General features: G+C 49.3%; 12 protein-coding genes. 3 read left to right on the top strand and 9 right to left on the bottom strand.

The window, feature by feature from the left end:
* Together Q0257_RS12440 and Q0257_RS12435 are read right to left on the bottom strand one after the other, a co-directional pair.
* Positions 1 to 1,426, bottom strand: a 1,426-nt coding sequence (locus Q0257_RS12440) for a formate--tetrahydrofolate ligase (protein WP_298025246.1), incomplete at its 3' end; no start/stop codon positions are given.
* Between the two features lie 140 nt (positions 1,427 to 1,566).
* Positions 1,567 to 2,325, bottom strand: a complete 759-nt coding sequence (locus tag Q0257_RS12435; protein ID WP_177386736.1) for an exodeoxyribonuclease III — start codon at positions 2,323 to 2,325, stop codon at positions 1,567 to 1,569.
* A gap of 67 nt (positions 2,326 to 2,392) precedes the next feature.
* On the opposite strand from Q0257_RS12435, the gene Q0257_RS12430 reads away from it, so the two are divergent.
* Together Q0257_RS12430 and Q0257_RS12425 are read left to right on the top strand one after the other, a co-directional pair.
* Positions 2,393 to 2,755, top strand: a complete 363-nt coding sequence (locus Q0257_RS12430) for a diacylglycerol kinase (RefSeq protein ID WP_298025245.1) — start codon at positions 2,393 to 2,395, stop codon at positions 2,753 to 2,755.
* A gap of 198 nt (positions 2,756 to 2,953) precedes the next feature.
* A complete protein-coding gene (locus Q0257_RS12425; RefSeq protein ID WP_298025242.1) occupies positions 2,954 to 5,407 on the top strand; it encodes a molybdopterin-dependent oxidoreductase in 2,454 nt (817 codons plus the stop codon).
* 28 nt (positions 5,408 to 5,435) lie between these two features.
* Here the strand turns inward: Q0257_RS12425 and Q0257_RS12420 are convergent, their stop codons facing one another.
* From Q0257_RS12420 to Q0257_RS12410, 3 genes are all read right to left on the bottom strand, one after another.
* Positions 5,436 to 6,464, bottom strand: coding sequence for a hypothetical protein (locus Q0257_RS12420; protein ID WP_298025239.1), 1,029 nt, complete (start codon positions 6,462 to 6,464; stop codon positions 5,436 to 5,438).
* 588 nt (positions 6,465 to 7,052) lie between these two features.
* Positions 7,053 to 8,333 carry a dihydroorotase gene (locus Q0257_RS12415; RefSeq protein WP_298025236.1) on the bottom strand — a complete coding sequence of 427 codons (1,281 nt, stop codon included), beginning with the start codon at positions 8,331 to 8,333 and terminating at the stop codon, positions 7,053 to 7,055.
* Complete coding sequence (locus tag Q0257_RS12410) at positions 8,330 to 9,259, bottom strand: aspartate carbamoyltransferase catalytic subunit (protein WP_297961142.1); 930 nt, start codon at positions 9,257 to 9,259, stop codon at positions 8,330 to 8,332. Before Q0257_RS12410 ends, Q0257_RS12415 begins: the two co-directional genes overlap by 4 nt.
* A gap of 135 nt (positions 9,260 to 9,394) precedes the next feature.
* Between Q0257_RS12410 and Q0257_RS12405 the strand changes: the two genes are divergently transcribed.
* Positions 9,395 to 10,213 carry a replication initiation protein gene (locus Q0257_RS12405; protein WP_298025233.1) on the top strand — a complete coding sequence of 273 codons (819 nt, stop codon included), beginning with the start codon at positions 9,395 to 9,397 and terminating at the stop codon, positions 10,211 to 10,213.
* Between the two features lie 132 nt (positions 10,214 to 10,345).
* On the opposite strand, the gene Q0257_RS12400 is transcribed toward Q0257_RS12405, so the two are convergent.
* The 4 genes from Q0257_RS12400 to Q0257_RS12385 all read right to left on the bottom strand — a co-directional run bounded on the left by Q0257_RS12400 (position 10,346) and on the right by Q0257_RS12385 (position 12,564).
* Positions 10,346 to 10,912, bottom strand: a complete 567-nt coding sequence (locus Q0257_RS12400; RefSeq protein WP_298025229.1) for a hypothetical protein — start codon at positions 10,910 to 10,912, stop codon at positions 10,346 to 10,348.
* Positions 10,913 to 11,105: 193 nt separating this feature from the next.
* Positions 11,106 to 11,429 carry a hypothetical protein gene (locus tag Q0257_RS12395; RefSeq protein ID WP_298025226.1) on the bottom strand — a complete coding sequence of 108 codons (324 nt, stop codon included), beginning with the start codon at positions 11,427 to 11,429 and terminating at the stop codon, positions 11,106 to 11,108.
* Positions 11,430 to 11,502: 73 nt separating this feature from the next.
* Complete coding sequence (locus Q0257_RS12390; protein ID WP_298025224.1) at positions 11,503 to 12,147, bottom strand: AAA family ATPase; 645 nt, start codon at positions 12,145 to 12,147, stop codon at positions 11,503 to 11,505.
* A gap of 162 nt (positions 12,148 to 12,309) precedes the next feature.
* Entirely contained in the window at positions 12,310 to 12,564 is a 255-nt protein-coding gene (locus Q0257_RS12385) for a hypothetical protein (RefSeq protein ID WP_298025221.1), read from the bottom strand.
* Between the last annotated feature and the right edge of the window lie 131 nt (positions 12,565 to 12,695).

The raw sequence follows: 12,695 nt of genomic DNA, 5'->3' as shown, positions 1-12,695 counted from the left end.
CGTTTAGCCGCTCAAGTCCCAAGGCCTTGATGTGCTGCAGCGCTTTTTGCGCTTCGGGCTCGAAAACCACCTCGCTCGCGCCGTAAATTTTAACGGCGATCTTTTCGATCTTGCTCGCCGTATCGTCGCTAAGCTCGTAGGCGAATTTCAGCTCCTTAGCGCGCTCGCATTCATCTATGACGAGACGGGCTAGCTCAAGCGCGCCTTCGCCTCCTTTGACGAAATTTTCGCAAATCGCCATCTGCACGCCGCGCTGCTTGCAGTAATCGCGTACGAAAGCGATCTCCTCGTCGCTATCGAAGCTGAAGCGATTAAGCGCCACGACCGGATTTAGCCCGAAGTTTTGTAAAATTTCAATATGTCCGCCTAAATTTACGATGCCTTTTTGAAGCGCGGCAAGATCAGGGCTCGCGATACTTTCTTTATCCGCGCCGCCGTTGTATTTAAGCGAACGGATCGTGCTAACCAGCACCGCGGCATCCGGAGCGATACCCGCGCGGCGACACTTGATGTCGATAAATTTTTCAGCCCCGAGCTCGCTTCCGAAGCCCGCCTCCGTCACGGCGTAATCGGCAAGCGAGAGCGCAAGCTTGCTCGCCATTATGGAGTTGCAGCCGTGCGCGATATTTGCAAAGGGTCCTCCGTGCACGAGCGCGGGCGTGTGCTCTAGGCTTTGGATGAGATTTGGCTTCATCGCGTCTTTTAGCAGGATCGCCACGGCATCCGCGCAGCCCAGATCGCGCACATATATCGGCTCTCCCTGCGTATCGTAGGCGACCATGATGTTTGCGATGTTTTCCTTAAGCTCGGCAAGATCGTTTGAGAGGCACAGAACCGCCATTATCTCGCTAGCTGCAGTGATATTAAAGCCGTCCTCGCGCTGTACTCCGTCGGTGCGCCCACCCTGTCCTACGGTGATGTGGCGCAACGCGCGATCGTTCATATCCATGCAGCGCTTCCATAGAATTTTTTCGATCTTTAGCGGGTTTTCTTGATACAGCGAGTTATCGATGACCGCCGAAATGAGGTTGTTTGCGGAGGTGATCGCGTGAAAATCGCCGTTAAAATGCAAATTTAGATCATCCATCGGCACCAGTTGCGAATATCCGCCGCCCGCGGCCCCGCCTTTGATACCGAAAACCGGCCCCAGCGACGGCTCGCGCAGCGCAAGGCAGACGCTTTTGCCCAGGCGTTTTAGCGCGTCGGCTAGGCCTATGGAGGTCGTCGTCTTGCCCTCGCCAAACGGCGTCGGATTGGTCGCCGTGACCAAAATAAGCTTCGAAGCGCGCGATCGCGGCTTGATGTTTAGCTTGGCTTTGTAGTGGCCGTACAGCTCGATCTCATCCTCGCCAAGCCCCAAATTTTTCGCAACGTTTGAAATTTTATCCGGCTTCGCCGCATTTGCTATTTCGATATCGCTCAACATTTTCTCTCCTTAAATTTAAAATTTTATCGCGCAGCGTTTACGTACCGCCTCTTTAAATCCGCGCATTAGCTTGCAAAGCTATGCGCACCTTGCCCGCGAGCCGTGCAAGATCAAAGCTCGCGGCGCGAAATTTGCCCCGGCTAAATTTCGATCTCGATGCCCACGGGGCAGTGGTCGCTGCCCATCACGTCGCTTAGGATGAAAGCGTCCTTTAGCCGCGAGCGCAAATTTGCCGAGATGAAAAAATAATCGATCCGCCAGCCTACGTTTTTTGCGCGCGCGTTAAAGCGGTAGCTCCACCACGAGTAGGCGTCCCGCAGCTCGCCGCGCACGGCACGGAAGGTATCGACGAAGCCCGCCGCCTCCACCTCATCGAGCCACGCCCGCTCGATCGGCAAAAAGCCCGAGGTTTTGGAGTTTGCTTTGGGGTTTGCAAGATCGATCTCGCGGTGCGCGGTATTCACGTCGCCGCAAAATATCACCCCGAGCCCCTGCTCCGCGAGGCTGCGCGCGTAGGCTAGAAATTTCGCGTAAAATTCCATCTTGTAGGCTAGCCGCGCCTCGTCCTTTTGGCCGTTGGGAAAGTAGATATTAAAAAGCACGACATCGCCGAAGCGGTGCTGCAATACGCGCCCCTCGTCGTCTGGGAAAAACAGCGCTTTGCTCGTCTCACTTTTAAATTTTGCTAGGCTCGCAACGCCCGAATATCCCGCGCGAGCGGCCGAATTTAGATCGATCTGAGAAAATCCGAGCTCATAAAGCCCTTTCGGAGCGTCCTTTTCGCTCACCTTGATCTCTTGCAAGCCCAAAAAATCGGGGTTTTGCTCCGCAAGCCACGCAAAGCCGTCTTTGCCGAGCACTGCGCGCAGCCCGTTTACGTTCCAACTAATCAGTTTCAAATTTAGCCTTTGGCGCAAAAATTTTGGTATGATTATACGAAATTTTGACTAAATTTAAAGGAAAATTATGCGCAATCAGCCCAAATACCGATTTTTTGCCAACTGGGGCTACGCGATGGCGGGTCTTGCCGAGATGCTGCGCAGCGAGCGTAGCTTTAGACTCGAGCTTTGCGTGTTCGTGCCGCTTCTGCTGTCGCTATTTTTTTGGAATTTCGGCGCGGTGCTAAATCTATTTTTGATCTTCGGCGCGGTCTTTACGCTCACAACCGAGTGCATAAACTCCGCCGTCGAGCGTGCGGTCGATCTTGCCACGAGCGAAATCCACCCGCTAGCCAAGGGCGCCAAAGACACCGCAAGCACCGCCGTGATGATGAGCCTATTTCTCAACGCCGCGCTGTGGGGATACGCGCTGATAGATAAGCTATTTTAGCAGCAACTGCGTATAAAAATTTAATTTCGCCGCGACGCCATAGATAAATGGCAAATTAAGCCTAAATTTCGTAAAATAGCCGCCAAGACGCGAGGTCGCGTAATACGTTTAAAGGCAAACGATGCAAAGTTCAACTCCATAAATCCCGCTAAATTTAAACCAAATCAACCATCAAATTTAAATTTAACGGAGACAACCATGAAAAGACGAGATTTTCTAAAACTAGGCGCGCTAGCTGCGGCTTCGGCGCAGGCGAAGCAATTTAACGCGGCGGCGCAGGCGATATTTGACGAGCAGATGGGGCTTTGCGCGAATAAATTTGGCGCTTTTTACGTGCAAACCATCGGCGGCAGGGTCGTGGGCACCGAGCCGTTTGAGGGCGATGCGATGCCTACGGTGCTAAACAACGCCCTAAGCGATCATATCCAAAACGAAACGCGCGTGAAATACCCCTACGTGCGCAAAAGCTTCCTCGCAAATCCCGCAGATCCAAAGCCAGAGCTTCGCGGCAAAGAGCCCTTTGTGCGCGTTAGCTGGGACGAGGCGATAAAGCTAAGCGCCAAAATTTTAAAAGAAAACTTCGATAAATACGGCTCGGAGGCCATTTACGGGCAGCTTTATCAGTGGGGTAGCCTAGGCAAGGTCGGCCACTCGCAGCGCACTGCAAAGCGCATGCTAAACGCGCTAGGAGGCTACGTGAGCGAGCTTGGCGGCTACTCATACGGCGCGGCGACGGCGTTTTTGCCTCACGTGACGGGCTCTATCGATCCGACGCATAATCCTACGCGCTGGGAGGGCGTGGTAAAGGAGGCCAAAACGATCGTATTTTGGGGTACGAATCCCGTCGTCTCAAACAAGATCGCTATCGGAGTGCCGATGCACAACTCCTACGCCTACTACGAGATTATGAAGGATAAATTTAAAAAAGGCGAGATGAAAATTTACAGCATTGACGTTTATCGCAACGAAACGGCGGAGTATTTCGGCGCGGATTATCTTGCCGTACGCCCTTGCACCGATACGGCGATGCTGATCGGACTTTGCGAATATCTCTACGAAAACGGGCTTTACGACAAGGAATTTATAGAGCGCTACACGGTCGGGTTTGATAAATTTAAAGAGTATTTCACCGGCGCGAAAGACGGCGTGAAAAAGGATCTAAAATGGGCGAGTAAAATTTGCGGCGTGAGCGAAAAAGAGCTAAAAGAGCTAGCGGGTACGCTGGCTAAAAAAGACACGCTCATCGTCACGGGCTACTCTATCCAGCGCCAGCACCACGGCGAGATGGCATACTGGGCGCTGATCACGCTAGCGGCGATGCTAGGCGACATCGGCAAGACCGGGCGCGGCTACGTGATGAACGATCAGATGCATAAAAACGCCGATATCAGCTTTGTTGCACCTAAGCTTCAGGCTTTTAACCCGGCGGTAAACGAAAAATACATCGCCCCGCAGGGCAAGCTAGCCAAAGCCAAATACCACGAGATACCAAACAGCAGGCTCATAGACGCGATCATGGAGTCGGGCAAAGAAATCGAGCGCAATGGCAAAAAATACGTCATGCCGCACATCCGCGTGATGTTTAACGCCAACGGCTCGACCTTCACCCGCCACCCGGACACCAACCGCGCGGTCGCAGCGATGAAAAAGATTGAAGCGATCATCACCACAGAGCCCTTTTGGACGAGTACGGCAAGACTCAGCGACATCGTTCTACCGGCGGCGCTTGAGTGCGAGCGCACGGATATCGAGTTTGCAAACTCGACTAGCGAATACCTTTTTGCGATTAAGCCGCTAGTAAAGCCTGCGGGCGAGAGCAAGAGCGACTTTGAGATCGCGCGGCTCATCTGCGCGCAGTGGGGCGAGGAGTACGAGCAGGCCTTTAGCGAGGGTAAAACGGAGCTTGAGTGGGTGAAGGAAATCTACGCCGATGCAGTTCAAAAGGCTGAAGGCATGGGCATAGCGATGCCTAAATTTGAGGAGTTTTGGCAAAAGGGCTACATTAAATTTGATCAAGTAGACGAGAAAAAGCGGTACTTCACAAACTATGCGGACTTCCGCGCCGATCCCGAGAAAAACGCGCTAAAAACCCCGTCGGGCAAGATCGAGCTCTACTCCGAAGCGATCGAAAAGCTAGGATATCCCGACTGCCCGCCGCACGCGACGTGGATGGAGCCCTTTGAGTGGCTGGGCGGCGACGTGAGCAAGTATCCTATCGCCATCAGCGGCGCGCACTCTAAATTTAGACTCCACTCGCAGCTAAACAACTCGCTCATCCGCAACTACGCCGAGATCGCGGGCCGCGAACCAGCGCTAATTAGCCCCGCCACGGCAAAGGCGCGCGGCATCAAAACGGGCGACGTAGTGAGGATATACAACGACCGAGGCGAGATCCTCTGCGGCGCGCTGGTAAGCGATACCGCGCAAGATAACGTCGTGATCGTGAGCGAGGGCGCATGGTACGATCCCGCCGTCTGGGGCGAGCGCAGCCTATGCAAGCACGGCAACATAAACGTGCTGACCAAAGACGTACCGAGCTCGCAGCTCTCGCAAAGCAACACCGCGCACACGAGCATGGTGCAGATCGAGAAATTTAAAGGCGAACTGCCGAGCGTAACGGCGTTTGATAGGCCCGCGACGATAGAGGCTTAGCGTGCTTTCTAGCTCTTGTACCAAAGCCCTACCAGCCGTTTATCGCAAACAAAATCGCTAAGTTTTTCTGCGCCAAGAGCTCGTCCGAGAGGCGGTCGTATTCACCCCCGAGCCCCATTTCTTGCGCCATAGACGGCGGCTCATCGTCCCAAGAGCCCATCGCACCGAATACATCGGCGATCCCCGCCGCGGCAAACGCCCTCAAGCTCGGCTGCGGCAGCGCTGCAAACGAAACGGCGTAATACTCGCCCACAGCGACTTCGCCCCGCAGCGTCTTAAGCGCATTATCAAACGTCTGCGCGAAGTTTTCGCAGCCTATCTTGCTCGCAAAATCCCTGATTTGCACTAAAACATTCTCGAATTCTGCGCTGTTATCGCGCGCGTTTAGCGCATCCCGCGGCATCCCGCGCCAAAGGCGCTCGACGTATTTCACGCGCCAAGCCTTTTTATCGCGATCGTATTTCCAATCAGGCGTAAAAACGCCGTCAAAGTCCTCAAAGCAGCAAACGATGCCGTTTACGTTCATACCCGAAAAACCCAAAAGCACTCTATCTTTTGCAAAAGTTGGACTACTAAGCCCAGTGTCCTTCAGACCGAGCTTTAGGCATTGCTCTATCCAACGCTGCCGTGCGGAGATCGGCTCGTCCTCGCACTCTTTTTGCGCGACTTGCTCGGTAAAAAATTTGCGCGCTTTTTGCAAAAGTGGCAAGTCCGTGCTTTCGTCGGCGCCTTTTTTTCTCGCCGCTTTTTCATTTGCCGCTTCTTTTCTGTTCGTGCGCTTTTGCTCCGCTACCTCATCGCTCTCGGCAGTTTTGTCCATCGCACTGCTCTGCACTGCACCGTACGCATCTTTTTGCTCCGTAGCTTTACTTGCGTCGTTTACGCTGCCATGCGCTGCGCGGCTTGCGCCCTCTGCGGTGCGGAAATGCTCCTTTGCAAACTCAAAATTTAAAAATTTTATATATTTTTGATCTTGCGGCAGCGGCTTAGGATTGCCGCGCAGAGCTGATTTTAGCGCGACGCACAGCGCGCACGAGAGATATATTTCGCCGTTCATAGATATCCTTTAAATTTAGATCGCTCCCGTTCATGCGGCGGATTATTTATGCTCCGCGCCAAAAGCTAGCGGCGGCAAAATTTTAAAATTTTGCGCCTTAGCGACAAATTTAATCACGATAAAATTTGCGCGTGAAGCAAAAACAAATCTGCGCAAAGATAGAATTCTCAACCGCCGCAAACATAAATTTAAAAGCAGCCGCCGCATCGAAAAAGGTGCCGCTATAAATTTAGAGCAGCTCGCACACGGGCACGGATAAAATTCCAAAGCCGAAATCTACGAGCGACACGAGCAAGGCGATGTGCGTTAAATTTACGCGCACTTTAAAAACGACAAACCGCTTTAAAAAAATCTAACCGCGCTCGCGCTATGAAATTTTAAAAGTAAGCTGTCACTAAATTTAACCAGGGTGGTCGCACTGCGGGATCGAGGATCGCGCCTATCCCAAGCAAGCTCGCGCTATGAAATTTTAAAAGCAAGCCGTTGCGCCCAAATTAACTAAATTTAAAATGAGGCAATCGCTCCGTTTATGCTACAAATGCCGCTCATCCGCAAGCCGCCGATCACAAGTCCTACGCCGCGAGTGCCCTACGCTACGACGTTTGGAAACTCATAGACCACGCGGCCGCTTTTGATCGTGCATACCGCGGCGCCCGTAAGCTGCTTGCCGAAAAGCGGCGAATTGCGCGATTTGGACTTATTTAGCGCCTCGTCGTAAACGTAGGAAATCTGCGGATCAATGATCGCGACGTCGGCCAAAAAGCCCTCTTTAATCTCGCCCTTGTCTTTTAAATTTAGAATTTTAGCCGGGTTAAACGAGCACAGCCGCACCATGTCTTCAAGGCCGATGACGCCCTCGTTTACGAGCCGCAGCGTAAGCGGCACGAGGGTTTGAAGCCCCAAAATTCCAAACGGCGCGTGGTCGAATTCGACGAATTTATCGTCGGTGTTGTGCGGCGCGTGATCGGTCACGATGGCGTCGATTAGACCGCTTTTAAGCGCCTCTCTGATCGCCTGCACGTCGCTTTGGGTGCGAAGCGGCGGCGACATTTTAAAATTCGTATCGTATCCCATCAGCTCGCGCTCGTCGAAGGTAAAATGATGCGGCGTAGCCTCGCAGGTGACGCGGATACCCTCGCGCTTAGCCTGCTTTATGAGCTTTAGCGACCACGTCGAGCTTACGTGCGCGATGTGGATGTGCCCGCCCGTCTTTTTGGCAAGCAGCAGATCGCGCGCGATCATGATCTCCTCTTTTTCGCTCGCCATCCCCTTTAGACCGAGGATCGCGCTTATCTTGCCCTCGTTCATCACGCCGCCGTGGCAAAGCGAGCAATCCTCGCTGTGATTTATCACGAATGAGCCGAAGTGAGCGGAGTATTCGAGCGCCTGTCGCATCACGGAGCTGTCGGTCACGGGCAGTCCGTCGTCGCTGAAGGCCACGCAACCCGCCTCGAGCATATCGCCCATCTCGACGATCTTTGCGCCCTTGCAGTCCTGCGAGATCGCGCCTATGGGCAGCAGATCGATAAGCCCGCGCTGTTTGGCCTTAGCGATCATCGCGCGCGTGATGCTTGAGTTATCGTTCACGGGCTTGGTATTCGCCATCGGGAGGCAGGTCGTCACGCCGCCTGCGACCGCGGTTTCGCTGCCGCTGATGACGTCGTCTTTGTATTCGAGCCCCGGGTCTCTAAAATGCACGTGCATATCGATGAGGCCGGGCATCACGAGCTTGCCCGCAGCGTCTATGACGCGGTCTACGGCGGGGCACTCGCGCGTGATCATTGAAATTTTATCGCCTTCGATTAGGACGTTTGCTTCCTCGCTGCCGTTATGATTAACGATCGTGCCGTTTTTTATCAAAATTTTCATCGTGCGCTCCTGTTTAAATTTATCGTATGAAGTATCGCCATTCGCATCGCCTCGCCGTTTTCTACCTGATCTAATACGCAGCTATAGCGCGGATCGTCGGCTACGTCGGAGTTGATCTCCACGCCGCGATTGATCGGGCCCGGGTGCATTATCATGACGCCCTCTTTCGCAGCTTGCATTCGCTTGGCGGTAAGTCCGAAAAATTTCGAGTATTCGCGCACGCTCGGAAAGCTCGGCTCGCCGTCTTGCCGCTCAAGCTGGATTCTAAGCATAATGATGACGTCGGCGCCCTCGATCGCCTCCTCTACGCTTTTGCATATCGGGCAGCCGAACGCGTCGCAGTCGCGCAGCATCATCGGAGGGCCGAAGAGCCGCACGTTTATGCCGAGCTTTCGCATCGCCCAGATGTCGCTTCTAGCCACGCGCGAGCGAAATATATCGCCGATGATCGCGACGTTTAAATTCTCGATCCTGCCCTTGTGCTCGCTGATCGTAAAAAGATCCAGTAGCGCCTGGCTCGGGTGCTCGTTCAGCCCGTCGCCCGCATTTACGATCGATGCGTCGCAGTTGGCCGCGACGAATTTCGCCGCGCCCGAGCAGCTGTGGCGCAGCACGAAGATATCCGTGCGCATCGCCTGCATATTTCTGATAGTGTCGATCAGCGTCTCGCCCTTTTTCGTGCTGCTGTCCGCAGCCGTGAAATTTACGCTGTCCGCGCCCAGGCGCTTGGCTGCGATCTCAAAGCTCGTGCGGGTGCGGGTGGAGTTTTCGAAAAACGCATTGATGACCGTCTTGCCACGAAGCGAGTCAGATTTTTTGATATCGCTGCGGTTCAGCGATTTAAACTCACGAGCCAGATCAATGAAGTCGTAGATGTCCTCGCGGCTCAGATCCTGCGCGCTAAGAAGATGCTTTAGCTTATACATTCCCTCTCCTTTTTTGGGCCGAATTTCAGCCGTAATTGTATAAAAAAATCTCTGATAAAATTTTAAAATTTAAGTCGCAACACATTAAATTTACTCTATTATAGCAGTTAAATCTTTAAACTGCGAGGTATAGACATGAGTGAAATTTCTTTCTATTTTGAGGAAGGTGATTTCGTGTTAAAAGCCAGTAGAGTTGTTAAAGCCGAAAAGAGCGGCACGCTTGTCTTTCGAAACAAAATGAACTCTGTGTTGTTCCCGGTTAATTTCACGGCTAGGGATTATGATATTTTCTTTACGATCTGCTGGTATGCAAAGCAGATGGGCTATGTTGAAAATGCCAAATTTATTGAAATGCCTTACTCTGAAATTTGTAGATTTATGCCGTCCGGCCTGAATAAAACCAGATTTAACGATGAAGTAAAGAATTTTAGAGCCAAAGTTCTAGGGCAAGACGGCGCTGCCATCTATAGGAGCGTCGAAATTACCGAAGATGATGAAATAACTACCGTAGGCGTATTTTTTACGGATATTCGGATTTTTAGAAATAAGCAATCATTAAGTTTTAGATTAAACCCGGTTGCTCTTGAGATTTTATTCAGTACCCTTAAATTTATGAAAATAGATTTAAACGACTTTGTTGCGATTAAGGGTAAATTTGCCAAGACTTTATATCGACTCCTGCATCAATACAAAAACGTAAAAGCCGATAAAGACGGCTTTAAGTGTGTAAATTTTAATAGAGACGACTTTGAAAGATTTATGAGCGCGCCGGCCAAATATAACGCTTCCGATTTGGATCGCTTTGTAATTAATCCGTCTATAAACGAATTAAATGAAAGCTATTTCAAAAAACTTCTTTTTGAGAAAAGAATAGCTGACGGCAATAAAAAAGCGGTGGTCGGCTACTCATTCAAATTTATTTTGAATGAAAAAACGGAAAGAATAGGGGCTTAAAACTGCGCCTCTTGTCGCTTTGGGTGCATACCCTATCGCTTTGATCCTCATCGTCGCTTACAGGGCTTCTAGGGACTTAAAATTATCTTAAAACAACGCATTCCCGGTACAAATAAATTGCCGGGTTCTGCGCTATCCTCTTATTCTCATAGCGATGTATTCGTCCGTATCTAGGTCGTAGTTGTTCGCTTCGGCTTTAAACTGCATCAGTTCGTCAAAGGTAAAAATATCCTTTAGCTCGTATGTGGCTAAAATTTTAACGTCTGAATACGTCAGGATGCTTACTTCTAGGCTCTCTGCGATCTGCCTTATTTTCTCTTTCTTGGAATCATTTACGAATACGATATAATTTTTTATATGCTGCACGTCCTTTGGATCGTTTGGCTGCGGCGCCTCGATAAGCCCCATTTTGAACCGCACAAACTCGCTCATGCTGGTGTTGAACCATTTGGCCTGATCATAAATTGTTATCAGCACATCGTCTTTTATATGCGGTATCGGCGTCGTTAGGGCGAGCTCTATAAATTTGGCCAGCGTATACGTCGGATATTTTTTTCGTATTTTTACGGCCAGTTCCTTTGAGAATTTCGTCCCTATCGCCACTTTGCTCTTTTTTGCCGGCGCTTCTTTTTGCGTGTCCGCCCCAGCTATAAATTCCTCTAGCTTGTCCGTAGAGTTGCTTGCTCTTTTAAAGTCCATTTTCTTCCCTTTTATTTTTTAAAATTCTAATCTCTTAATATTAATAAAAAATAAAATATTAAAAATTAAAATAGCATTATTTTTAATTTTTCGCAAAACTAAAAATAATAAATTTCCTAAATTTATACTAAAAAAGCGATAAAAATTATAAATTTATCGCCTTACGATATTTGTTTTCTTATCTCGTCTACTATCAGTCGCCGTCTTTATCTAAAAATTCAAACTGCCTCATAAATGCATCGGCGCTCTCTACGACCCTCATGGTGGCGCGAATACCGCAGCGCTCGCACGGCAATGTTTCAAGCGTTTTTGTTAAACCGCTACTTTTTACGACGAAAATCGTACCCGGCTTAAAAGTGGCAAGCTGAGTGGACGTCTCAAATTTGCTTCTTACAAGACAACCGACCCAATCGGAAACTTTTTTGGGCGGCGTTATAACGCGACCGCTGGCTTTAAATTCGAGTTCCGGTTTTTGAGTTCTTATTCTTCCGGCTATTATTGTTTCCTTGTCTATCATTTTTTATCCCCTTTTTTAACTTTGATTTTCTTTATCCCAAACTCTAAATCCAATCTCTCTCATTTTTACCCCTTTAAAATATCTCTTTACATAAATTCTTGATTTCTTGCTCCGCCTTGTTGCCGTCGTTCATCTCGACCACTCCGTAGCCTAGTTGCGTGGCTATTTTGTAGCGCTCGCGCTCGAATATGATCGTGCTCGCTAGCCTTATGTAATCTTCTTGGAGCTCTTCGATAAATGCTTTTAGGCTTTCTATCTTCTTGTATAAAAACGGGTTGGTCGAGGCTCGGTTGATCACGATATATGCTTGCAGTTTTTCGTTTTGCTCTTTGGCCATTTTTACGATATTGACCATTTTATCTAGGACGCTTACGTCAAACTGGCTTGGAATGGTCGGAATTATTAAGATATCGCTAAGTGCGATGGCTATTCGCATTTCTCTGCTATCCCGGCCGCCGGTGTCTATGACTATGTCTTTGCTGCGATCTATGCTTTGCAAAAATTCTTTTAAATTTTCGCCGTATTTGTAGGCGAAATCAAATGCTTTCGGATGCCCTTCTTCGTTTCTTATATTTAGAAACGTAGCAATCGACTTTTGCGGGTCGGTATCTAATAGCAAAAGCGGTTCGCCTTTTACTATGCCTTGATTTATGGCTATATTCGTGGCAAGCGTGCTTTTTCCGCTGCCGCCTTTCTCGTTACAAATCGATACGATCATAACTTTTCCTTTGCGTAAAAATTTAAAATGATTATATCGCCTTAAACTTAATAAATAATAAAATATATATTGTTAAAATACTATCTTATGAAAAAATATCAAAAATAAAAGATATATTTTAGATAAAATTACATAAAAATAGCAATAAAGTTTTATAAATTTTTACTCTTTCCTGGTCGATAGTAAGAAGTGCATTTTTATGATTAAATAAAGCATTGCGTTAAATGCGATGTAGCAGATTGCGGCTAGCGCTATAAAGAATGCGTCCGAGTTTAGTATCGTTTCTACCCTGTTGGGTAGTTTTAAAAAATATAAAACGGCGTTCGTGCCGAACCCTAGCAAATTTATGGCTAAAAATACCCATATAAATCGCTTGGCAGGGCTATTAAATAGTTCTGTTTTCTTTGACTTCTTCATGATTTTAATAAATTTGCTCCCTAAATTTGATTTATTAGCCTAGTTCTCGGTTTAAGGCCGTTGATTCGCTGAATTATTATCCTGGTAAATAGGTCTTGTCCGTTTAGGACGGCTGATTTCGTGTTGCTTTT

Origin of the sequence: uncultured Campylobacter sp. (assembly GCF_938018035.1) — a bacterium.
GTDB lineage: Bacteria > Campylobacterota > Campylobacteria > Campylobacterales > Campylobacteraceae > Campylobacter_B.
The sequence above is the reverse complement of the archived record's forward strand: the minus strand, read 5'-3'. Positions and strand labels throughout refer to the sequence as shown.